Source organism: Kinneretia sp. DJ1R-11, from assembly GCF_025717595.1.
In the GTDB taxonomy this organism is placed as follows: domain Bacteria; phylum Pseudomonadota; class Gammaproteobacteria; order Burkholderiales; family Burkholderiaceae_C; genus Paucibacter_A.
Window position 1 is genome coordinate 487,616 of sequence record NZ_JAJIRR010000001.1, and the last position, 22,296, is coordinate 509,911.

The 22,296-nt window shown below is 65.5% G+C and carries 17 protein-coding genes; 7 read left to right on the forward strand and 10 right to left on the reverse strand.

Annotated features, from left to right (window positions below):
- Window positions 1–155: 155 nt before the first annotated feature.
- The 3 genes from LNV23_RS02045 to LNV23_RS02055 all read left to right on the forward strand — a co-directional run bounded on the left by LNV23_RS02045 (window position 156) and on the right by LNV23_RS02055 (window position 3,646).
- Window positions 156–2,474 (forward strand): NADP-dependent malic enzyme, encoded by a 2,319-nt coding sequence (locus tag LNV23_RS02045; RefSeq protein ID WP_263561417.1) that lies wholly within the window; start codon window positions 156–158, stop codon window positions 2,472–2,474.
- A 386-nt stretch (window positions 2,475–2,860) separates the two neighbouring features.
- Window positions 2,861–3,190, forward strand: a complete 330-nt coding sequence (locus tag LNV23_RS02050) for a guanyl-specific ribonuclease (protein ID WP_411910524.1) — start codon at window positions 2,861–2,863, stop codon at window positions 3,188–3,190.
- Between the two features lie 60 nt (window positions 3,191–3,250).
- Entirely contained in the window at window positions 3,251–3,646 is a 396-nt protein-coding gene (locus LNV23_RS02055) for a barstar family protein (protein ID WP_102768452.1), read from the forward strand.
- Here LNV23_RS02055 and LNV23_RS02060 read toward each other — a convergent pair.
- The 6 genes from LNV23_RS02060 to LNV23_RS02085 form a co-directional block, all read right to left on the reverse strand.
- Window positions 3,621–3,797: a hypothetical protein gene (locus LNV23_RS02060; RefSeq protein WP_263561418.1), complete on the reverse strand. Its 177-nt coding sequence runs from the start codon at window positions 3,795–3,797 to the stop codon at window positions 3,621–3,623. The genes LNV23_RS02055 and LNV23_RS02060 overlap by 26 nt on opposite strands.
- Window positions 3,798–4,532: 735 nt before the next feature.
- Window positions 4,533–4,745 carry a helix-turn-helix domain-containing protein gene (locus tag LNV23_RS24035; RefSeq protein WP_411910534.1) on the reverse strand — a complete coding sequence of 71 codons (213 nt, stop codon included), beginning with the start codon at window positions 4,743–4,745 and terminating at the stop codon, window positions 4,533–4,535.
- A gap of 15 nt (window positions 4,746–4,760) precedes the next feature.
- The gene (locus tag LNV23_RS02070; RefSeq protein ID WP_263561420.1) at window positions 4,761–5,549 is read right to left on the reverse strand and encodes a hypothetical protein; all 789 of its coding nucleotides are present in this window, start codon (window positions 5,547–5,549) and stop codon (window positions 4,761–4,763) included.
- A gap of 10 nt (window positions 5,550–5,559) precedes the next feature.
- Window positions 5,560–6,339, reverse strand: coding sequence for a 16S rRNA (adenine(1518)-N(6)/adenine(1519)-N(6))-dimethyltransferase RsmA (rsmA, locus tag LNV23_RS02075; RefSeq protein WP_263561421.1), 780 nt, complete (start codon window positions 6,337–6,339; stop codon window positions 5,560–5,562).
- A 12-nt stretch (window positions 6,340–6,351) separates the two neighbouring features.
- Window positions 6,352–7,662: a peptidylprolyl isomerase gene (locus LNV23_RS02080; protein ID WP_263561422.1), complete on the reverse strand. Its 1,311-nt coding sequence runs from the start codon at window positions 7,660–7,662 to the stop codon at window positions 6,352–6,354.
- A 1-nt stretch (window position 7,663) separates the two neighbouring features.
- Window positions 7,664–10,069, reverse strand: a complete 2,406-nt coding sequence (locus tag LNV23_RS02085; protein ID WP_263561423.1) for an LPS-assembly protein LptD — start codon at window positions 10,067–10,069, stop codon at window positions 7,664–7,666.
- 295 nt (window positions 10,070–10,364) lie between these two features.
- On the opposite strand from LNV23_RS02085, the gene LNV23_RS02090 reads away from it, so the two are divergent.
- Window positions 10,365–11,426 carry an aminoglycoside phosphotransferase family protein gene (locus LNV23_RS02090; protein WP_411910535.1) on the forward strand — a complete coding sequence of 354 codons (1,062 nt, stop codon included), beginning with the start codon at window positions 10,365–10,367 and terminating at the stop codon, window positions 11,424–11,426.
- 86 nt (window positions 11,427–11,512) lie between these two features.
- Here LNV23_RS02090 and LNV23_RS02095 read toward each other — a convergent pair whose 3' ends face one another.
- The 3 genes from LNV23_RS02095 to LNV23_RS02105 all read right to left on the reverse strand — a co-directional run bounded on the left by LNV23_RS02095 (window position 11,513) and on the right by LNV23_RS02105 (window position 14,425).
- The gene (locus LNV23_RS02095) at window positions 11,513–12,988 is read right to left on the reverse strand and encodes a M20 family metallopeptidase (RefSeq protein WP_263561425.1); all 1,476 of its coding nucleotides are present in this window, start codon (window positions 12,986–12,988) and stop codon (window positions 11,513–11,515) included.
- 138 nt (window positions 12,989–13,126) lie between these two features.
- Complete coding sequence (locus LNV23_RS02100) at window positions 13,127–13,708, reverse strand: cohesin domain-containing protein (protein ID WP_263561426.1); 582 nt, start codon at window positions 13,706–13,708, stop codon at window positions 13,127–13,129.
- A gap of 207 nt (window positions 13,709–13,915) precedes the next feature.
- A complete protein-coding gene (locus LNV23_RS02105; RefSeq protein ID WP_263561427.1) occupies window positions 13,916–14,425 on the reverse strand; it encodes a hypothetical protein in 510 nt (169 codons plus the stop codon).
- A 174-nt stretch (window positions 14,426–14,599) separates the two neighbouring features.
- Here LNV23_RS02105 and LNV23_RS02110 point away from each other — a divergent pair, with 174 nt between their 5' ends.
- Window positions 14,600–17,593: a reprolysin-like metallopeptidase gene (locus tag LNV23_RS02110; protein ID WP_263561428.1), complete on the forward strand. Its 2,994-nt coding sequence runs from the start codon at window positions 14,600–14,602 to the stop codon at window positions 17,591–17,593.
- A gap of 266 nt (window positions 17,594–17,859) precedes the next feature.
- Here LNV23_RS02110 and LNV23_RS02115 read toward each other — a convergent pair whose 3' ends face one another.
- Window positions 17,860–18,723, reverse strand: a complete 864-nt coding sequence (locus tag LNV23_RS02115) for an alpha/beta hydrolase (protein ID WP_263561429.1) — start codon at window positions 18,721–18,723, stop codon at window positions 17,860–17,862.
- Window positions 18,724–18,933: 210 nt separating this feature from the next.
- Here LNV23_RS02115 and LNV23_RS02120 point away from each other — a divergent pair, with 210 nt between their 5' ends.
- A complete protein-coding gene (locus LNV23_RS02120) occupies window positions 18,934–20,268 on the forward strand; it encodes a hypothetical protein (protein ID WP_263561430.1) in 1,335 nt (444 codons plus the stop codon).
- Between the two features lie 275 nt (window positions 20,269–20,543).
- The gene (locus LNV23_RS02125) at window positions 20,544–22,217 is read left to right on the forward strand and encodes an MORN repeat-containing protein (RefSeq protein ID WP_263561431.1); all 1,674 of its coding nucleotides are present in this window, start codon (window positions 20,544–20,546) and stop codon (window positions 22,215–22,217) included.
- Window positions 22,218–22,296 lie beyond the last annotated feature (79 nt).

The window sequence follows — 22,296 nt, forward strand, 5'->3', positions numbered from 1 at the left end:
GGAGGGGCCGGAAGATGCGCAGTTTCGCGTATCGCAGGGGCAAGTTTTCACGCCACACTCGATGCAGATCCCGCTCCTACAATCGCCGTCCCTTTGGCCGCAGCATGTGGCCAGCCCCGGCGGACTCCTCGCGAATTCCCAAGAGAGACAGCACCATGCCCAATTCCGAACAGAAAACTGCGCAGCTGCGCCAAGCGGCGCTGGAATATCACGAGTTCCCGACGCCGGGCAAGATCGCCATCGCCGCGACCAAGCAGTTGGTCAATCAGCGCGACTTGGCCCTGGCTTACTCGCCCGGTGTGGCTTTTGCCTGCGAAGAAATCGTCGCCGACCCGGCCAACGCTTTCCGCTACACCTCGCGAGGCAATCTGGTCGCCGTGGTCACCAACGGCACGGCCGTGCTGGGCCTGGGCAATATCGGCCCGTTGGCCTCCAAGCCGGTGATGGAAGGCAAGGGCGTGCTGTTCAAGAAGTTCGCCGGCATCGACGTCTTCGACCTGGAAATCCAGGAGAACGACCTGGACAAGCTGGTCGACGTGATCGCCGCATTGGAGCCCACCTTCGGCGGCATCAACCTGGAAGACATCAAGGCGCCCGATTGCTTCTACGTCGAACGCAAGCTGCGCGAGCGCATGAAGATCCCCGTCTTCCACGACGACCAGCACGGCACGGCCATCGTGGTGGGCGCCGCTTTCCTGAACGGTCTCAAGGTGCTGGGCAAGGACATCAAGCAGGTCAAGCTGGTGACCTCGGGCGCCGGCGCGGCGGCCCTGGCCTGCTTGGGCCTCTTGGTCAAGCTGGGCCTGCCCAAGGAAAACATCTGGGTGACCGACCTGGCCGGCCTGGTCTATGAAGGCCGCACCGAGCTGATGGACCCGGACAAGGCCGGTTTCGCACAGAAGACCGAGGCCCGCAGCCTCAGCGAGGCCATCGAAGGCGCGGACATCTTCCTAGGCCTGTCGGCAGGCGGTGTGCTCAAGCCCGCCATGGTCGCCAAGATGGCCGCGCGGCCCATGATCTTTGCCTTGGCCAACCCGACGCCGGAGATCCTGCCCGAGGAAGTAAAGGCGGTGCGCGACGACGCCATCATGGCCACCGGCCGCACCGACTACCCGAATCAGGTCAACAACGTCCTGTGCTTCCCCTACATCTTCCGCGGCGCCCTGGACTGCGGCGCCGTCACCATCAATGACGAGATGGAAATCGCCGCAGTGCGCGCGATTGCCGAACTGGCCCAGGCCGAGCAGAGCGAGGTGGTGGCCGCTGCCTATGCAGGCGCCAACCTGAGTTTTGGCCCCGAGTACCTGATCCCCAAGCCCTTCGACCCGCGCCTGATGATGAAGATCGCGCCGGCCGTGGCGCTGGCGGCGCAAGAGTCGGGTGTGGCCTCGCGCCCCATCACCGACATGGACGCCTACCGAGAGAAGCTGCAGAGCTTTGTCTACGCCTCGGGCACGACCATGAAGCCCATCTTCAATGTGGCCAAGCGGGCGACGAACAAACGCGTGGCCTATGCCGAGGGCGAAGAAGAACGCATCTTGCGCGCCGTGCAAGTGGTGGTGGACGAGGGCCTGGCCCGCCCCACCCTGATCGGGCGCCCGGCCGTGATTGCCGAACGTTGCGAGCGCTTCGGCCTGCGCCTGCAAGAGGGCCGTGACTACGACGTCGTCAATGTCGAAAACGACCACCGCTACCGCGACTTCTGGCAGACCTACCACCAGATGACCGAGCGCAAAGGCGTGACGGTTCAGGTGGCCAAGATCGAAATGCGCCGCCGCCTGACCCTGATCGGCGCCATGCTGCTGCACAAAGGCGAGGTTGACGGCATGCTCTGCGGCACTTGGGGCACCACAGCCAACCACCTGCACTACATCGATCAAGTGATCGGTAAGCACGAAGGCGGCTGCCCGCGCACCCCGCAGGACGTGCCCGTCTATGCCTGCATGAACGGCCTGATGCTGCCGGGTCGCCAGGTGTTTCTGGTCGACACCCACGTCAACTACGACCCCACGGCCGAGCAACTGGCCGAGATCACCGTGATGGCCGCCGAGGAAATGGTGCGATTCGGCATCCAACCCAAGGTGGCCTTGCTTTCGCATTCCAACTTCGGCACCAGCGATCACCCCAGCGCGCTGAAGATGCGCCAGACCCTGGCCCTGTTGCGCGAGCAAGCGCCCTGGTTGGAGGTGGATGGCGAAATGCACGGTGATGTGGCGCTGGATCCCGCCAGCCGTGCGGTGGCCATGCCGCGCTGCACGCTGACCGGCGAAGCCAATCTGCTGGTGCTGCCCAATATCGACGCCGCCAACATCAGCTACAACCTGCTCAAGACGGCGGCTGGCGGCGGCATCGCCATCGGCCCGGTCTTGCTGGGCGCAGCCAAACCGGTCCATGTGCTGACACCCTCGGCGACCGTGCGGCGCATCGTCAACATGACGGCGTTGACCGTGGCGGACGCCAACGCGGCACGCTGAAACCAGCCTGCCAAAGGCTGGTACACACCCGGTAGTTCGCCTCGGCCGAAGGCCAAGGCGGGCCGCCAGAGCGCGAAAATCGGCTCGGTATGCGCCCGCCACAGCGACTATTTACAAAAGTTTGTAAGAACTCACCCGAAGATTTCAGGATGATGAAACGGAGTATTTACGCGGAGTTTTGAGACTGTGTGCGCACACTCACAAATCAATTTCACGCACTGATCCGAGGGGTGGCCGCTTGAGGTTTTCGAGCGGTTTCGGTACCATCATGCTTTCAGGAACAGGGTAAACCCGTGTCTTTGCTCTCTTGGCCGCCTCGGTGGCCCACTTGGCGCAAGTCAGGCCTTGCAGCGATTTTGCTCGCTGCGGCGTCGATCGGCGCGCAAGTGCAGGCCAAAGAATCGGTAACCTCGCCGAATCCGTCACTGGATTCTGTGGCCTTGACGGCCTTGCCGCGCGAAGCCCAAACCACGCATCGTCTGATCCTCGCCGGGGGCCCTTTCCCCTACGGCAAAGACGGCACCGTGTTTGGCAATCGCGAGCGCATCTTGCCGCGCCAGGCCCGAGGCTACTACCACGAGTACACCGTCCGCACGCCCGGAGCCCGCAATCGCGGCGCCAGGCGTTTGGTCTGTGGCGGTTTGCCCCCGACTCGCCCTGATGTTTGCTACTACACCGACGACCACTACAGCAGTTTCAAGCGCGTCCAGCCTTGAAGCCCTGCAGCGAGTCGGCGGCGATAAAAAGTTCTGTGACTATATAGGAGGATCGCGACCATGCTTTTGCAGACCGTCCGTCCCAATATCGTGCAGGCCATAAGGGCCTACCGCGTAGAGGACTTGATGCACGCCGCACAGGATGCTGGCCAGCATTTTCTGTACGCCAATCTGAGCGAGGCACAGTCCAAGCAGGATGTGCTGGAAGCCATCGCCCAGGCCTTCCTGTTCCCCGCCCACTTCGGCAAGAACCTGGACGCCCTGCATGACTGCATGACCGATCTGGTTCACAAGTCCGGTGCTCAACCCGGCTTTGTCGTGGTGCTGGAACAGCTGCCCGACAACAGCAAGTTTGACCGCGAAGCGCGCGAGCAACTGCTCGATGTCTTCCGGGAAGCCGCTGACTACTGGGGCGACCGAAAAGTCCAGTTCAGGTGCTTCTATTCTTTTCAGTAGCCCGCTCCCAAGAAAACGGGTCATGGGAGCGGGCTGCTGAAGAGACCACCAGCGTTGCAGCCAAGCCGGCAGCGAAGAATTCCAAGGCGGCAGCCAATGCCAACTTCGGAACGAATATGCCGATGATGAGCAGCGCCTTCGATACCGCCATGTGGCTGAGCGCCGCTTGAGCCGGTTTTCGAGACCAAGAGAGAAAACAAAAGCGACCTCCGGGTCGCTTTTTTCATGCCCGGAGCACTGCCGCAGGGCTGACGGATTTCTGATATCGCGCAGCCGCCGCCGAAGAGGCAGTCCAGCATGAGGCTCATCCCAAAGGAGATCCCATGCTTGAGCCCACCGTCCACGCCAGCAGCCTGGCCCTTCATATCGGCGGCGGCCTACTGACCGCGGCCATGAGCCTGCAGCAACTGCTGCTCCGCCACAAGGGCGACGCTGCGCATGCACGCCGCGGGCGGCGCGTCCTGCGCCTGGCCACGCTCACGGTCCTGGTCGCAGTACTGGGCACGCTGCTGTATCGCCCCAGGCCCGATCTGCTGACGATCAGCCTGCTGGTCGGCTACCAAATCTACAGTGGCGTTCGCTGCCTAAGATTGGCGAACAACGGCCGCCGGATCGCCGACTGGCTGCCGGCAAGCCTTCTGCTGCTGTCGGCAGCCAGCTTGTTGACCCTGAATGGCAGCCAGCGCATGCAATGGGAGCCGGCCCGTGTCTACGGCACAGCGGGCGCGGCCTTGATCATCGGCAGCTACGATTTGCTGCGCATGAGCTTTCCGCTAGCTTGGCGGCGATTTCTGAACCCAGCCGAGCATGCCTGGCGCCTGAGCAGCATGACTGGTGCCTTCGCCAGCGTGGCCAGCGCCCAGTTGCTGCCGACAGCGGCAGCAGCCTATGTCTCGCTGACAGTGTCTGCGCTGTTTGGTGTGCTGGCACTGAGCCTGGCCTGGCAAGCCGCCCGGAAGGCGCTGGGCGAGCAGCCCTCGGCGGCCTTGAAGGCCCGATTGAAAGCCGAAAGCGAGTTGTAGCCCGCCGCCAAGGCCAGACTCAGCACCGTTTCAGTATCTTGCGCAGGGTCGGCCAACTCGGCCCTGATGGCATCCACCCGCAGTCTGTTCAACTAGGCGCTGAAATGCCCCTGGCCCTCGCCGAGGTGGACCAGGCGGCGCACGCGGTGCTCGGGCAGGTCGAGCCGACGAGCCAATCGAGACAGGCTCAGTTGTGGATCCCGGAACCCCTGCTCATCTCGAACCTGCTGCCGCAGCCGCGCCAATTGCAGCAGCTCTGCCTCACTCAAGCGATCGCCGGGCTCCGATGCTGACGTCGGCGCCTCCTGGGGCCTGAGCTGCGGCGCGAATGGCTCGTCCACCGGCCAGGGGCGCCCGGCCATGGCCAAGCACAACAGCAGAGTAACGCCGGCCGCCGTCGGTGCCGCCCAGCCGCCTTGACCCAGCAGCGCGGCCAGAGCGGTCATCAGCGCCAGTAGCGTGCCCAGCCCCAAAAACCAGGCTCGCCCGATGCGGCGCCGGGCGACCAAATCATCCCCAAGTCCCAGGGCCACGCGCAACGGCGCCTCGGCAAAAATCATCAGCGCCAGCAGGTCAAAGGCCCGCGGCCACAGGCTGCCGAGCAGCAAACTCGCCAGGGCCAGCAGCAGATCGACGCCCCGCGGACGGCCGCAATCATCGAAGGCAGCCAGCAGCGCTCGGTTGAAAGCCAGGGGGCCCAACAGGGCCAGGGGATACAGCCAAGCCAGGCCAGCTTGATGCAGAAAGAAAGCTGCTCCAGCCAACAAACCCAGCCAGAGTGCCGGCACGCCAGCAGGTTGAGGGCGCTGTCGCCACAGCGCCAGGCCCAGCATCAACAGGGCCGCGGCAGCGGCCGGACCCAGCCAAGACATGGCGGCCATGGCCGCTCGCTCAGCCCTTGGGCGAGGCAGCGCTTACCGCTAGGGCCAGATCGACAAACTCCTGCACCGGTACTTCTTCTGCCCGGCGCTGCAAGTCGAAATGGCCGCTAAAACCACGTGCGGTCAACCAAACGCCAAGGCTGTGCCGCAGCAGCTTGCGGCGCTGCGAAAACGCCGCAGCCACCATTTCGCCCATCAAGGCTGAATCAACGGCTGGCGGCTGCGCATAGGGCTGCATGCGCACGATCGCCGACATCACCCGCGGCGGCGGATCGAAAGCCTCAGGCGGTACATCAAACACCGATTCGATCGCATAGCGCCACTGCAGCATGACGGTCAGGCGGCCATAGTCCTTGCAGCAGGGCGAGGCTGCCATGCGGTCCACGACCTCTTTTTGCAGCATAAAGTGCTGGTCGACCACATGGTCCACCGCACCCAACAGATGAAAGAGGATGGGCGTAGAAATGTTGTAGGGCAGATTGCCGACGACACGCAGCTTCTGGCCCTTGGCCGCAGCCAGAGCGGCAAAGTCAACCTTGAGCACATCAGACTCGATCACCTCGAGACCGGGGCGCTGGCGCAGGCGTCCGGCCAGATCACGGTCCAACTCGATCACGCTGAAGGCCGGGATGCGGTTGAGCAAGGGCAGTGTCATGGCGCCCAAACCGGGGCCGATCTCGACCAATGCTTCGCCGGATTGAGGGGCTATCGCGTCGCAAATGGACTCGATGATGTGGACATCGGTCAGGAAATGTTGACCGAAGCGCTTGCGGGCAATGTGTTGAGCCATTGTGTTCGCGGCTCAGTCCAGCCACTCGCGGACTTCAACGTAGGCGCGCGCCCGCAATTCCTTGATCCATTCCTGGTAAGCCTCTTCGTACTTGCTCTCACGCAAGGCCGCCTTGGCCTGCTCGCGCAACTGCTTGGGCTCGATCTCGACCGTGCGGCGCTCCTGGACCTGAATCAGATGCAGGCCGAAACGGGACTGCACCGGCTCGGACAAGCCACCCAGGGGCAAAGCATTCATGGCCTGCTCAAACTCGGGCACCAGCACGCCGGGCGCCATCCAGCCGAGATCGCCGCCTTCGGCAGCACTGCCATCTTCAGAGTTGTCTTTCGCGACCTGTTCAAAGGTGGCACGGCCCGACTCGATGGCGCGCTTGAACTCCGCAAGGCGGCGCGCAGCCACCTCGGGGGTCAGCTGGGCCGAGGGGCGCAACAGCACATGGCGCACACGGGTCTGCACGACCGAGCTCAGCGATTCCGCGCCTTGGCGCTCCACCACCTTGAGCAGATGGAAGCCGGCACCACTGCGCAACAGACTGTCAGCCACCTGGCCCGTCTTCAGACCCTTGACCTGCTGCACAAAGACATCGGGCAGGCGGTCAGCCGGACGCAGACCGATCTCACCACCGAGCTGCTTGTTGCCGTCTTCGGACACTTCCTTGGCCACCTTGGCGAAGTCTTCGCCAGCCTTGATGCGGGCAGCGGCAGCCTCGGCGCGCGCCAGGCGCTCGGCCACGATGGCCTCCGAAGCGCCCTCGGGCACCGACACCAGAATCTGGGCCAGATTGAGTTGACCTGAATTGGTCAGTTGCTCGCGACGATTGTCCAAATAAGTGTCGATGTCACCATCGGTGATGCGGATGCGCGCCGGCACTTCGCGCTCACGCGCGCGCTCGGTCATCATCTGGTCGCGCAACCCTTCCCGGAAGGTGCGGAAGTCCAGGCCGTCGGTCTTCAGCCGTTCCAGCAGCTGCGGCATGGTCAGCTTGTTTTGAGCTGCCACATTGGCCACCACCCGGTCCAGTTCGGCCTCGTCAACCTTGGCGCCGGTTTCACGAGCGAAGGTGACCAGCACGCGATCTTCGATCATGGCCTCAAGCGCCTGCTTGTGCAGCGCCTCCAGGTCGGGCATGCGGTCCCCTCGCTGGCGCGCCTCTTCGCGCAGACGGGCCTTGCGCTGGATGACCTCACTGGCCGCCACCACATCCTGGTTCACCACCACGGCAATGTAGTCACCGGGCTTGAGGTCCGCAGCGCGCGTCTGCGCCAGGGCAAGACCGCTCGTCGACAGCAAGGCCAGCGCAAGAGAGAGGGTACGAATCGACATATCAGTCATAGGGGGCTTCAAGGCTTGCCGAGCGCTCGGAGCTCAGCTGTCGGTAACCAGGGATATTGTCCCTCAAGACCTTGAGCGCATTGGAGCCCAGCTGGGACAAACCCACCAACTCCATTTGCAGCATCAAGCGCGTGTTCGTTTCGGCGCGTCCGGTGGACAAACGCTCGGCGCCGACCCGCAAAACCCAGCAGCCGGCGTCATATTCAAAGCCCAGCACCGAGTCGGTCAGGCGTCGGTCGCGCAGGCTGTACTGCACCCGGCCGGCGCTGTACCAGGCGCCCGAGCAACTGCTGCCACCGCCGCCGCGCGCACTCTTGCCGAACAGTGGCCATTGCCAGGCCAACTCCACCTGTTCGCTCTGCTGGCGCGCCAGGCGGTAGGCCACGCTGACGGTCTGGAAGGTGCCCGGCGAGTAGCGGGCGCGCAGCACAGCGCGCTCGGAGCGGCCGCTGTCGGAGTTGAACTGCAGGGCGCCGTCCAGCCACCAACGGGTGTCCAGATGCGCGGCGCCCAGCAGGAGCAGGTCAGAGAAACGCTGCTTGACCGGCACGTTGTCTGCGGTGATGCGCTGATCGCGGAACTGGAATCGCTGCACCAGACCCAGGCGCAGCACCTCGTCGCCATCATTGGCGTTGACCCAGCGGCTGGTGGCGCCGGCGGTCAACTGGTGGGCATCCGACACGCGGTCGATGCCCGAAAACTGGTTGGCCGTGTAGATCGAGTCGAAATTGAAGTCCTTGGCCGCCGAATCGAAGCGTGGCAGGTTCTCCTGGGCGCGATAGGGCGTGTTGACGTAGAGCAGGCGCGGCTCCAGGGTCTGGGTCAGGGCGCGGCCGAACAGGCGGGTGTCGCGCTCGAAGATCCAGCCATGGTCAAGGCTGAAGGTCGGCACCGTCCGCCCTTTGGAACGCAGGCCGTCCGCGCCGGCCTGGTCGAGCACGTAATGGGCCGCGTTGACCTCGAAGCGCGGAATCAGCCACCAGGCTGCCCCGCCCAAGGGGGCGCTCAGATGCGCCAGCATATGGGTACGCTGCCCTCCGGCCCGCAGCTGACTGGCCGGTGCCGACTCGGGCAGATCGAAGCGGTTGTACTCCAGCTCAATCGATCCTTCCAGGCGGGCCTTGCGGCCCCAGGGCCGGAAGCCGTCCAAGACCGAATCGTCGGCCGAGGTATTCAAACGCAGGCCAATCTGCGGCGAGCGCTGGTAAGGAGAGTCAAATCGGGCCAGCGCATCCTGGCCCTGCAAGGTCTGCCAGCGCTGCAGGCGAACATAGGCATGGCCCTCGCCCCAGGCCCATTCACGTCGACGATCCAGCTGCAGATCGGCCATCAAGAGGCGTTGCGCCTGGCTCTTGACCCGCTCGGGCAAGTCCTTCCAGTAGTCATCGTCCGACACCCGCTCGGCGCGCACGTGGTAGCGCCAGTCCATGCCCAGTTCGCCGTCCTGCAACACGTTCAGGGCCCAGCGCGTGCGCCGTGCGACGCGATCCGAGGGCAGCAAGGCCAGGTTCAGCTCACCGGCATGCTGAGGCTCCAGATAGCGGAACTCGCTGTCCAGGCCGGGGCCGCGGCGCGTCATCAGGAAGGGCGTCAGCGTCGCATCGCGCTGGGGCGCCAGATTCCAGTAGTAAGGCAGGCCGAACTCGACGCCGCTGCGCTTGTCCAGCCGAATATTGGGCGGCAACCAGCCTGACTTGCGCTGCCCCGCCAGCGGAAAGCTCAAGGTGGGCGCCGGCAAGATGGGCACGCCATAGAAACGCAGGACTGCGCCCGTGGCCACGCCCTCGTTGGCGTCGAAATCCATGCTCAGGCTTTGTGCGCTGATTTCCCAGGCCGGTTGCGGCTGCTTCTCGTCGACCGGGCAGCTGCTGTAGGTGCCGCCCTCGGCCACCATGTGTTTGGCGTCGATGAAGCGCAGGCGCGTGGCCTTGCCGCTGCCGCCGGTCTGCGAAAAGAAATAGCTGGGGCTGAGGAACTCACCTTCGAACCGGTTGACGTAGAGGTTCAGCTCCGGACCGCGAAAGACGCTGCCGGCACGACTGATCTCGACCCCGCCGGTGGCGCGGGCGAGGTCATCGACCTGCTGGTAGCCCAAGCGCTGGGCGCGCAGCAGCAGCTCGCCATAGCGCAATTCGGCATCACCCTCCGCCAGCGACTCCTGGTCGATGCGCGTCACCACACTGCGGGCGCTCAGCACCAGGGCCGGCTTGTTCGACTCCTCCGCGCCCAGCTCGCTGCCCGCGACGCGCTTGCTCAGCACCATGGTCGGGCGCAAGCGCGTGCCCACAGGCGGAACCGGCGCCGCGGCTGCGGCCGAGACAGCGGCAGAAGGCGCCGACGGCAGCGAGCCGGCCGGCAGGGTCTGCGCAAGACCCGGCGTGGCACAACAGAGCCACACGCAACAGGGCCAGCAGCGGACAAGCGCCAGGAGGGCAGGGTTCAGGGTCAAGGGGCGCGGCACAGCGTCGGCAGGCGTCGTTAGGTGAGGCAGGATTGGGTGCTGCGGCCGGCGCGGCGCGGCGGCTTGCAAGCTCGGCACCGAGCCAGGGCTCGCGGTTTGTAAAATCCATTATCCATGAGGCTGCGCCAAGCGCGGGCGCGACTCTCGCCCGCTCCGCGCGGCCACGAGCCGGCAAACCCTGTCCTAGAGCCCCGGCCCGCTCCGATCCCCCACACCCAAGAAGCGCTTGACGCTGCCCTCCATGACCTCCATCGCCTGGCCGAATCCGCAGCGTCAACACGCCTTTCAGACCTGGCTGCACAGCCTGCAGCCGAGCTTCGGCCTGCTCGCCGAAACCCTGCGCGAAGCCAATGCCGACGCCAGTTCGCGCCGCTATCTGCGCGTTGCCGATGGCAGCGGCCGCAGCTATATCGTCATGGACGCACCGCCCGAATCGAACGATGTGCGCCCCTTCCTGAAAGTGGGTGCTTTGATGGCCGGCTGCGGCCTTCATGTGCCACAGGTGTTCGCGGCCGATGCCGAGCAGGGCTTCCTGCTCCTGGCCGACCTGGGAAATGAGCCGTACCTCCAGGCGCTGCTGGCAGCACAGCAAAACGACCCCAAAAAAGCGGAACCGCTGATGCGTGCGGCCCTACAAGCCCTGCTTCGGTGGCAGAGCCAGATCGATGCCAGCCAATTGCCGATCTATGACGAGGCCTTTGTGCGCCGAGAGCTGCAGATCTTCGTCGACTGGTGCGTGCAGCGCGAGTTCGGCAAGAGCTGGGACGAGACCCAGCAAAAGTGGTGGGAGCACAGCTGCCAGGTGCTGGTGCGCAATATGGTCGAGCAGCCACAAGTCGCCATGCACCGAGATTTCATGGTGCGCAATCTCATGGTCTGCCCTGAGGGCGAGGTCGGCATTCTGGACTTCCAGGACGCGGTGTGCGGGCCCATCGCCTACGACCTGGCTTCGCTGCTGCGTGACGCCTTCATTTCCTGGGACGAAGAGCAGGAGCTGGACTGGGCGGTTCGCTATTGGGAGCAGGCGCGCAAGGCGGGCCTGCCGGTGGACGAGGATTTCGGTGAGTTCTGGCGCCAGGTCGAGTGGAGCGGCCTGCAGCGCCACCTGAAAATCCTGGGCCTGTTCTGCCGCCTCAAGCACCGTGACGGCAAACCGCGCTATGCCGAGGACCTGCCGCGCCTGTTCGCCTATGCCATCAAGGTCAGCACCCGCTATGTGCAGCTGTCACCGCTGACCCATTTGCTGCAGGACTTGCAGGGCGGCATGGTGGATACGGGGTTTACGTTGCGGTGAGTCGTGAGTCGTGAGTCGTGAGTCGTGATGGTGTCAACACCGCCAGCTCACGATTCACCAATCACCCATCACGATTCACTCTCCACTCACGGATGCGCCGCCATCACCTGCGCCACCGCGGCCGTCAGGCGTTTGCCATAGGGCACATGCAGGAACTCGTTCGGGCCATGGGCATTGCTCTTGGGGCCGAGCACGCCGCAGACCACCATCTGGGCAGCCGGAAAGCCTTTCTGCAACATGCTCATCAGGGGAATGGTGCCGCCCTGGCCGATGTAGCCAACCGGCGCGCCAAAATGGCTTTCGCTGGCCTCGTTGAGGGCGCGGCTGAGCCAGGGTGTCAGGTCAGGCGTGTTCCAGCCGGTGGCGCCATAGGCGCCGGCGCGGCCATCGGGCACAAAGGTGACCTTGGCGTTGTAGGGTGCGCTGTCTTCCAGCAGAGCTTTGAGACGCAGCGCCGCTTCATTGCCGTCGATCAGCGGCGGCAGGCGCAAAGAGAGCTTGAAGGCGGTGTAGGGGCGCAGCACATTGCCGGCGCTCTTCATCTCGGGGAAGCCGTCGACGCCGGTCACCGACAGGGTCGGGCGCCAGGTGCGGTTGAGCAGCACCTCGACCGGCTCGGCCGTCATCGGCAGCACCGGGCCGCCGTCGGCCCCGCAGGCCCAGGGCATGCGCTTGTAGACCTCATCCTTGAGGATGGCAGCCGTGGCCTGCGCCTGCTCGACGCGGTCGGTCGGGATGTCGCAGTGGAAGCTCTCGGGTAGCAGACGGCCTGTCTTGGAGTCTTCCAGGCGATCCAGCACCTGACGCAGGATGCGGAAGCTCGAAGGCACCACGCCCGAGGCATCGCCCGAGTGGATGCCCTCGCTGAGCACCTCGACCTTGAGCACGCCGCTGACCATGCCGCGCAGCGAGGTGGTCAGCCAGAGCTGGTTGTAGTCGCCGGCGCCGGAGTCCAGGCAAACGACCAGGGAGACATTGCCCAGGCGCTCCTTGAGCACGTCGATGTAAGCCGGCAGGTCGTAGGAGCCCGACTCTTCGCAGGTCTCGATGATGCCGACGCAGCGCGGGCGCGGGATGCCCTGCTTGTCCAGCGCCATGATGGCGGTCAGCGAGGCGTAGACGGCGTAGCCGTCATCGGCGCCGCCGCGGCCATAGAGCTTGCCGTCTTCGTACTTGGGGGTCCAGGGGCCGAGGTCGTTGCGCCAGCCATTGAACTCGGGCTGCTTGTCCAGGTGGCCGTAAAGGACGATGGTGTCCTGGCAATCGGCCTTGGTGGCGGGCACCTCGAAAAAGATCACCGGTGTGCGGCCTTCCAGGCGGATCACCTCCAGCTTGAGGCCGGCCACCTTCTTGCTCTCCACCCAGCTGGCGGCGTCGCGCAGCACCTTCTCGATGTACCCGTTGGCGGCCCAGTCGGCGTCGAACATCGGGCTCTTCGCCGGGATGGCGATGTACTGGGTCAGCGCCGGGACGATCTCTTCATCCCAGACGCGCGAGGCGAACTCGCCCAGGGCGCTGGCCTGATCGGGCTGCAGGGGCAAGGAGGGGTCGCGAGCGTTCATGGTGGTTTCCTGCTGCTTGTGGCGGAGAAGCCTGCAAGTTTAGGCCAAGGGCCGTGCGGCCCGCTGCCGCCGGGCGTGCCCTGCGCCCCAAAAAAGAAATGCGCCCGAAGGCGCATTGACTGGGCGAGCGAACCGAACTCAGGCGGGCTGACGACGGCGCCAAGCCACCAGTCCGGCCAGGCCGGCGGCCAGCATCAGATAGGTCGAGGGCTCCGGCACGGCGGCCACGGTGTCCAGGGTGCGGCCGTTCAGCTGCACGGTGATGTCACCCAGATTGGAGTTCAGGAACACGGCGTCCGAGAAGTTCAGCGCGCTGCTGCCCACGGCCGTCACATTGAAATCAATATGTGCCAGCACACCGCCGCCGTTAGCGCCGGGCACGGCGCTCAGCAGGCTGTTGGCGATGTAGCTGATCTGGCCGGCGGTGTTGTCGATGGTGCCGGTGCTGCCGAAGGTGCTGCCGGCGGTGCTCAGGAAGCTGCCTTCCGTCACGCCCAGCACTTGCAGGATGGCCGGATTGAAGTTCAGGCTGAACTGGTAGCCGTAAAGGTCGCTGATGCCAGAGACCAGGATGTCGATGCCGACCGTTGAGCCCTGCACGGCCGGGTCTGGCGTGGCCAGGATGGACACGCTGGGATCAGCCCAGGCCTGCGAGGCCAGGGCGCTCAGCACCAGGGCTGCAGCGGCGCTTTTCTTCAAATTCATCTTCTTCATCAGCATCAATTTCTCCTCGGGCCCGGGGCCCACTGTTCTGGCAGATTCGGTCGGCTCGTGCCCTTGGGCAGGGCGTCCGCTAGCACGAGCGCTCCCTGGCGGAACTGTATTGGGATGAACAGAACGTGACGTTCTTCGTGATCCGAAGTCTTTCATCAGCGCGAGGGCTTCGATACGGGGGGATTCCCCAGCCCCTGTGCGCACACCCCTTGTTCAAGGCTCAGGGTTGAAGTTCAGGCGCGCTTGCAAAGCCTGCACGGCGGCCTCCAGGCGCAACAGGGCCGCGGGCTCCCGGCCGCTGCGGCAGAACACCTGTCTCACTTCGGCACCACGCTCCACCTGCCAGTTCACCCAGGCGCCATCGCGGGTCTCGGGGTCGTCGTAGCTCTCGGCCAGGGCGAAGAAGCCCTGCTGTTCGAGCAGGGCGGCCAGGGCATCGAAGTCGGCGCGTGCCAATGCGGCACGCGAGTGGCGATCGACACCACCCAGCCGGGCCTTGCCGGTGTGCGTCAACAGAGCTGTGCCATTGCGATGCAGGCTCAAACGGCTGCTATTCGCACAAGTGCTGCAGTCACGCTCCAGCGTGATCACCTGAATTGGGGGGACAGCCCCGTCGCGCGGGGCTTCGCTGCCCGTGGCCGGCCCCTCCGCCAGCAGGCTGCAACACAAGGCCAGCAGGCCCCAACGCCAGGGCATACCCGGCCGGCGTGAACGCACAGTCATGAGGATTGACCCTCTATACAGCTCAAGAACTTGTCATCTATCTTCGTGCACTTGTTCACGGGCTGTCGCATGGCCGCTCCTCGGAAATCTTGCGTTACTGAGTCTTCGAGGCCCGCCGCTGCAAGCAACCGCCCCCAACGAACCCAGCCAGTTTGCCCCGAAAAAGGACACCACATGAAACTGCCTCCGTCTTCCCAATTCCACCGCCATAGCGGCAGCATCCTGGCCCTGAGCATGGCCCTGGCCGGCACCATCGCCGCGCCTGCCGCCCTGGCCGCCCCGATTTCCCGTGACAGCGGCCTGAGCGCTGCCGCCCTCCAACCCACCGGCGCCTTCTGGCAAGACGCCAAGCTCGGCAAGGCCAAGGTTTCGGCCAAGGGTGCCGTGCCCTATGTCCAGCCCACCAAGTTCCGCGCCACCACGCTGGACCGCAACGGCATGGCCGCCTTCGCGGCCGGCGCACCGCTGGAGCGCACCGCCGCCGGCCAACTGAGCCCGCTGACCATCTCCCTGCCCCACCCCGACGGTGGCTTCCAGCGCTTCACCCTGGTCGAATCGCCGGTGATGGAACAGGCCCTGGCCGACAAGCACCCCGAGATCAAGACCTACGCCGGCCGTGGCATCGACGATCCCAAAGCCACCGTGCGCATGGACATGACACCTCATGGCCTGCACGCCTCGGTGCGCACACCCAAGGGCAACTGGTACATCGACCCCTACTTCCACCAGGACGACAGCGTCTACGCCAGCTACCACAGCCGTGATCTGCCCAAGCCGAACAGCAGCCTGCGCGAGCCCCTGCTGAATGAAGCCCACATCGACCTGACCCGCGGCTTCTACCACGCCGCCGATGCCGTGGAAGTGCGCGGCTTCGGCTTCGTGCCGGGCGCCACCGTGACCATCACCGTGCGCAACCCCGAAACCGACACCAGCGCCCGCCAGACCGTGACCACTGTGGCCGACCAGGACGGCACCGTGAGCACCTCGGTGCAAGCCGATCCTTCGCGCAACCTCGGCGCCTACGAAGTCAGCGCCAGCGACGGAAACACCACCGCCAGCGCCGCCTACCACGTGGTGGATGATTCGCAGAGCCCCACGGCCGCCTCGGGCACCCAGCTGCGCACCTACCGCCTGGCCTTGCTGTCCGACCCCGGTTATGCCAACTTCCACGGCGCGGCCAATGTGACGGCGGCCAAGGTCACGCTGATCAACCGCGTCACGCAAGTTTACGAAGACGAGACAGCGATCCGTCTGGTGCTGGTCGCCAACAACGACGCGCTGAACCTGAACACTGCGGCACAGTTCTCCCAAGCTGACGGTCCGTGCGGCGGCACGGCCTGCTTCCCGACCGCCAGCGTCAGCTGCAGTGGGACCACCTTGACTCGCACCCGCCAGGTCATCGGTCTGCTCGTGGGTGCCAGCAACTTTGACATCGGCCACATCGGCGTCGGCGCCGGTGGTGGTGGCATCGCCAGCCTCGGCGTGGTCGGCGGCAGCGCCAAGGCCCAGGGTTGCACGGGCCTGCCCACACCCGTGGGCGACCTGTTCGCCGTGGACTATGTGGCCCACGAAATGGGCCACCAGTTCGCCGGCAACCACACCTTCAACGGCGTGAGCGGCAGCTGCACCGGCGGCAACCGCAACCCAGGCACCTCGGTGGAGCCGGGCTCGGGCTCGTCCATCATGGCCTACGCCGGCATCTGCAGCACCGACGATCTGCAGCCGCACAGCGACGCTTACTGGTCGCAGCGCAGCTTCGATGAAATCATGGCCTACACCACAGGCGCAGAAACCTTGATCAACGAAGTGCAGATGGGCGTGCTCAAACGGTTCAACACCAACGGCCAGCAGTTCCAGCTGAGCTACGCCGGCAGCGACTCGGCACCGATCGTGCGTGGCACGAATTTCACCACGGCCGGCATCAAGGCCGCGCTGGAAGCCCTGCCCAGCTGGACCGCGGGCGGCACCGTCACCGTCAGCGCTCTGACCGACACCGCCTTCACCCTGACCTTCGGCGGCACCATGGCCGGCACCAACCTTGACAAGCTGCAACTGGTCAACGCGTCCGCCGGTGTCGAGGGTTATATCGGCGAAATCGCCGCGGGCGGCTCGACCACCCGCCGCGGCAGCACCTTCAGCGCCACCGGCAACACCGCGCCGACCGTGACCGCCCCCACCGGCTACACCATCCCGGTGCGCACGCCCTTCGCCCTGACCGGCAGCGCCATCGATGCCGAAGGCGACACCCTGACCTATATGTGGGAGCAAAACGACCGCGGCGCCGCCACCGGCACCGGCCTGCTGACCAATGGCAAGACCAACGGTCCGCTGTTCCGACAATTCGGCCTGCGCGCCGTGGTCAGCGAAGCCGACACGGTCAAGTACAACTCGCCAGGCGAGAACATCGTGTCGAACAACCCGACCCGCGTGTTCCCGGACCTGGCGCAGATCCTGGCCAACAACACCAATGCCGAGACCGGCGCTTGCCCGACCGTGTCCGGCACCGCCACGGCCGAACAGATCGACTGCTACTCGGAGTACCTGCCGACTGCAGCGTATGTTGGCTTCGCGGGTACCAACGCCAGCCCGGCCTCGTTGAACTTCCGCCTGACGGCACGTGATGGCCGCGGCGGTGTCAACAGCGCCAACACGCAGCTGGTGCTGGCCCCGAACGCCGGCCCCTTCCTGGTGACCTGGCCCAACAGCGCCCTGGTGCTGAACAGCGGCACGGCCTACACCGTGACCTGGAATGTCGCCAACACCAATACAGCACCGGTCAACACCAGCCAGGTGAAGATCAGCCTGTCCACCGATGGCGGCAACAGCTTCGCCCACGTCCTGGCCGCCAGCGTGCCCAACAACGGCAGCGCCTCGGTGACCCTGCCGGTGCTGGCCGCAGACAAGGCCCGCATCAAGGTGGAAGCGGTCGACAACGTCTTCTTCGACGTGTCGAATGCCGACTTCAGCATCAAGCTCTATGGCGACGTCAACGGCGACGGCAGCATCAGCTGCGCCGACCTGTCTATCGTGCGCGCCTCCCTGGGCAAGCGCGCCGGCCAGCCGGGCTTTGACCCACGCGCCGATGTCAACGGTGACGGTGTGGTCGACATCCGCGACATGGCCGCCGTGTCCAAGAACGTGCCGGCCGCGAACACCTGCAACAAGTAAGACGACCCGCGCAAGGCGCCACGAACGCAAGCTCGTGGCGCCAAGGGCCTGTTCACACTGCGGATGCCTGTGCGAGAGGGTTGCCACACAAATCACCGTGCACGTTGTTGCAACGCCTCGCCGGGGCGTGACCCCGGCTTCGTTTTGCGCCTAGTGCACGGTGATTTGTGAGGCCACGCAGCTGGTATCCGCAGTGTGAGCAGGCCCTATCAAAAAGCCCCGCCTGGCAACAGGACGGGGCTTTTTCTATGGGCGCGGCACCTGGACTAAAAGCGGGCCACCAGCCAGCTTTGCAGCGCGGCAAACACTTGCTCGCGCTCGGGCTCATTGAAGATCTCATGGAAGAGCGGGCCGAAGCACTGCGCGCGCAGCACCGCCGGCGGCGCCTCGGCTGCAAACTCGGCGCTGCCGGCGGGCGCGACGCAGCGGTCGCTACCGGCCCACATCAGCAAGGTCGGCACCACCCAGTCGGCGGCATGCTGACGCACCATTTCACCGGCATCGACAATCATGCGTGCCAGGGTCGGCGTCAGACGGTCGTGCACCATGGGGTCATCGACATAGGCTTGCACGACCGAGCGCTGGCGCGAGATCCAGGCCGTCTTCAAGCCATTGCCGACCGCCAAATGCGGCGCCAAGGCCACGCCCAAGCCCAGCTGCAGGCGCTGCCAGGCCGACAGACCCGGATCCAGAGCCGGCGAGGACAGAACCAGGGCATCAACCGGCCGAAACCAGGCCGGCAACTGACCGCCGCTGCTGGCCGCCAAGCCGCCGGCAACAAAGCGCGCGGCCACCAGGCCACCCATGCTGTGCCCCAGCAACAACAGCGGGCCGCGGCCAAGCTGAGGGTCGGCCCGCAGTTCGTCGATGACCAGGGCCAGGTCTTGCAGCAGGCGCTCGGCATCGGGCACATCTCCGCGCGGGCCGCCGGAGGCGCCATGGCCGCGCTGGTCATAGCCGGCGACATGCCAACCCCAGCCGTTCAGTTTGCCGGCCAGGGTCTCGTAGCGGCCGACATGCTCGCCCAGGCCATGCACCAAGAGCACGGTGCCACGCGCCGGCTCCAGGCCCAGCTTGCTCCATTGCCGCCAGTGCAGCGGGACGCCATCTTCTGTTCTCAGGGTTCGCATGCGAGCCAGTGTAGGCAGGCCCGCTCCAGGGCCACCCCAGGGCTTGCCCGGGGCGGTAAAACTACCTGGGCAGCACCTATTCGACAGAGTGCACAGGCCAGGCGAGGCCCATCATCGAAGAACAAGGGTCGGCCCGCAGTTTGCGCAGGATTCCGCAGCCACGTGGGCCCCCTACACTGCAAACTTTTGTTACCACTTGACCTGGGTTCGATGATGAGAAATCTGCTGTCTTTGCTCATCTGTCTGCTGTTGGCGGCCTGTGCCGGACCCAAGTACACAGTCGACGACGGCCGCGCCGTCAACGAAACCCTGCTCGGCCACATCCGCAGCTACGGCATGGGAGAACAGGCGATCCGCCCGGCGATTGCACGCAGCGCGGCGCTCAAGGACCCCGAGTGCGACAAACAGTGGGAGCTGCCCTTTGCCCTGGCCACCAGCAGCGGCTGGTCCGAGACCGACCGGGTCGCTTGGGTACGTGCCCTGCAGGTGGACGAGCGCCTGACCGTGGTGGCCACGGCGCCAGGCTCGCCGCTGCAGCTCGGCGACAAGGTGTCTGTACTGGCCGGGCTGAAGACCGAAGACACCGAGCAGATGCTCAATGGCCTGGCCGAGATCCGCGACCGCGGCCGCCCCTTTTCCATCGTGCTGTCCACCGGCAAACAGCATGTCATCACGCCCTTCGAGGTCTGCCGTGGCTACACCCGCTTGGCCCCGCCGAGCACGCCCGAGGTGCAGGACTACCACTGGCTGCTCAGCATGCACTCGCTGGAAGTGCCCCAGGTCGGGCTCAGTGATGACGAAGCCCTCTGGGTGGTGCTCTGGACCCAGGGCCTGTCGGAAGAAGGCGGCGCCCGCATGAAGACCTTTCACTACGGCAGCAAGATCGTCGGCACGCTCTACAACCTCGTCACCCTGGCCACCGGCCTCAAGGGTGCGGCGCTGGCGGCGGAAGCGGCTGTCACTGCGGCCAAGAGCGCGGCCCAGAGCGTGGTGACCGAAGTGCTCAAGCAGCAGCTGATCGAACAAGGCAAGAGCCTGGCCATCCAGCGCATCCGCGAGGGCATCACCGACGCGGCCGAAAAGCTGACCCGTCAGCAGGTGGTCAACGCCCTGCAGGCGGCTGCTGCCAACCGCGGTTCACTGTCGGGCGTAGCCCGCGTCGGAGCCACCGTGTTCGACCGCGCCGACAGCTGGGCCTTCGAACGCGCGGCCCAGCTCGGCGGCAACCCGCTGGCCGGCTTTCGTTTGCACCAGAAGTTGATCGAACGCAGCTTCACCGCGAATGCCTTCGCTTTCGATGCCGAGCGGCTGGACGCACTGAGTAAGCTGGCCGAAACCAAGGGCCTGGGCTACGAGGTGCAGGCCATCTTGAATGGTTTCAAGCCGGAAGAGCTGCTGTTTGAAATCGGCGCCATGCCCCTGGCCTCGGCGCCGGCTGCCTTTTCATTCTCGGGCCCCGAGGACCCGGGCCAGGGTCGTTTCGCACGCGGCCTGATCGATGCCATGCTGGACATGCCCATGGCCTCCGGCCCGGCCAAAAAGTAACGATGAAAACGAAGGTCTTCTCGATGCGCTTGTCGATCGTTTGTCTGGCACTGACCTTGTCGCTCGCCCTCGCCCCATGCGCTGCGCGTGCACAAAACACGGCCGCACCACCGGCCGCCGCGCCGGTGCTGGCAGCGGCCCCTGCGGCCCCTGCGGCTTCGGCGGCGATTGGCTTGCCGGCGGACGCCGCCTCGGCACCGGACGGAGCTGCGTCCGCGCCAGCAGTCCCTCCGCCGCCACCACCGCCGAGCTGTTCTTCGCTGACCGCCAAGGCCATGAGCAGCGACCTGCGCGCCGCCACGGCCCAGGCCCAGAACAAACCCTTGGAGGAGCTGGCCCGAGCCTACGACGAAGCCGTGTCCCTGTGGACCCAGGCCACCGGCGGCTGCGCGGGTCGGGCCCAGGAACGCGCCCAGCGCGCCCTCGGCGACAACGAACGTCAACGAGCCGCCGTGGCTGAGCGCATGGCGGCCGGCTCACAGTGCGAGCTCTCGCACCGCGATGCGGCCTCACTGCAGGAACTGGCAGCCAAGGCCTTCGGCGAGCGCCGTTTTGGCGACGCGGCCTCGCTCTACAGCAAGGCCGAAACCATGTGGGACCTGGCCGCCGAACACTGCACCGGCAGCCAGCAGCAGATCGCCATGCGACGCCGCGAGCAGACCGAGATCGATGCCCACAATGCCGAGTTCTGCGCCCCCATCTTTGAGAAGGCGCGCGACTTCGCACAGAAATTCCGCACCGCGGCCCCCGGCCTCAATCCGACCGAGCGGCAGGCCCAGTCCATGATTGCCGAGACCGCCTGGCGGCGCGCCGCCACGCTGTGCAAGGACGCCGCCCTCGAGAACGCCAACAGCTTCATCCAGACCCTGGCGCGCGAGCGTGGCACCCCCTGGGCCGCCGTGCCTTTGCCAGACAGCTTCCAGGCGGTTCTGCCCAAGCCGCCAGCGCCACGGCCCAGCGCGGTCGCCAGCGCGCCCGTCATGGCCGCCAAAGCAGCAGGCTCCAGCACGGGAGCGACCCTGGCAGCGGCAGCAACAACAACGACGGCCGCAGCCGGCGTGAAAGCCACCGGCGACAGCGCGGCGAGCGGCCTGGGCTCGCTCGTCAGCGGCGCCCTCGGTGCGGTGAAGAGCGCCACCCAGACCACCGGCAACGAGGCCGCAGCGGCACGCAACAACAGCCAGGCGCGAACGGCCGCCGAGGAGGCGCCCAAGGAGGCCGCCAAGGAGATGGACATTCGCGCCGGCGACACCCGCTACAAAGGCCAATTCGTGCGCGAGGAGGGTCAGGTCGTGAGCGGCACCGGGCGGGTCGAATGGTCGAACGGCGATGTCTACATCGGCAGCCTGATGCGAAGCGTGCGTCAGGGCAAGGGCGAATTCATCTGGGCCAATGGCCAGCGCTATGAAGGCGACTGGGTGGCGGACCGGGCCACCGGCCAGGGCAAGCTCTACTTTGCCAATGGCAATCAGTACGAAGGCAGTGTCGTCGACGGAGGCCCGGAAGGCAGCGGCCAGCTCAGCTTCGCCAGCGGTGATGTCTACAAAGGCCAGATCAGCCAGGGCGTGGCCCATGGCAAGGGCCTGTACCGCTGGGCCAATGGCCAGCAGTATGAGGGTGACTATGTCCGCTCAGAGCCGCAAGGCCGGGGCGTACTTCGTTATGCCAACGGCAACCGCTTTGAGGGCAGCATCCAGGCTGGCCAACCGCATGGCCAAGGCAAGTTGGAACTGGCCTCGGGTGACCGCTATGAAGGCGAGTTCCACATGGGCAAGCCGCATGGCCAGGGCAGCTATTTCTGGAAGAGCGGCGAACGCTATATCGGCGCTTGGTCAGGCGGCGTCAAGCATGGCCAGGGCATTTTCCACTGGCCCACAGGCGACCGTTGGGAAGGTCGATTCCAGGCCGATGAACGCACCGAGGAGGGTGTCTTGCATCGGAAGGAATGAGTGAATCGTGAATCGTGAATCGTGAATCGTGAATCGTGAATCGTGAATCGTGAGTCGTGAGTCGTGAGTCGTGAGTCGT

What these genes read in the sequence shown, in the direction of transcription:
- LNV23_RS02045 (WP_263561417.1), top strand. Translation starts at nt 156, where the DNA reads ATGCCCAATTCCGAACAGAAAACTGCGCAGCTGCGCCAAGCGGCGCTG.
- LNV23_RS02055 (WP_102768452.1), top strand. Translation starts at nt 3,251, where the DNA reads ATGCTTTTGCAGACCGTCCGTCCCAATATCGTGCAGGCCATAAGGGCC.
- LNV23_RS02060 (WP_263561418.1), bottom strand. Translation starts at nt 3,797, where the DNA reads ATGGCGGTATCGAAGGCGCTGCTCATCATCGGCATATTCGTTCCGAAG.
- LNV23_RS02070 (WP_263561420.1), bottom strand. Translation starts at nt 5,549, where the DNA reads ATGGCCGCCATGTCTTGGCTGGGTCCGGCCGCTGCCGCGGCCCTGTTG.
- rsmA (WP_263561421.1), bottom strand. Translation starts at nt 6,339, where the DNA reads ATGGCTCAACACATTGCCCGCAAGCGCTTCGGTCAACATTTCCTGACC.
- LNV23_RS02080 (WP_263561422.1), bottom strand. Translation starts at nt 7,662, where the DNA reads ATGTCGATTCGTACCCTCTCTCTTGCGCTGGCCTTGCTGTCGACGAGC.
- LNV23_RS02095 (WP_263561425.1), bottom strand. Translation starts at nt 12,988, where the DNA reads ATGAACGCTCGCGACCCCTCCTTGCCCCTGCAGCCCGATCAGGCCAGC.
- LNV23_RS02100 (WP_263561426.1), bottom strand. Translation starts at nt 13,708, where the DNA reads ATGCTGATGAAGAAGATGAATTTGAAGAAAAGCGCCGCTGCAGCCCTG.
- LNV23_RS02105 (WP_263561427.1), bottom strand. Translation starts at nt 14,425, where the DNA reads ATGACTGTGCGTTCACGCCGGCCGGGTATGCCCTGGCGTTGGGGCCTG.
- LNV23_RS02110 (WP_263561428.1), top strand. Translation starts at nt 14,600, where the DNA reads ATGAAACTGCCTCCGTCTTCCCAATTCCACCGCCATAGCGGCAGCATC.
- LNV23_RS02115 (WP_263561429.1), bottom strand. Translation starts at nt 18,723, where the DNA reads ATGCGAACCCTGAGAACAGAAGATGGCGTCCCGCTGCACTGGCGGCAA.
- LNV23_RS02120 (WP_263561430.1), top strand. Translation starts at nt 18,934, where the DNA reads ATGATGAGAAATCTGCTGTCTTTGCTCATCTGTCTGCTGTTGGCGGCC.
- LNV23_RS02125 (WP_263561431.1), top strand. Translation starts at nt 20,544, where the DNA reads ATGAGCAGCGACCTGCGCGCCGCCACGGCCCAGGCCCAGAACAAACCC.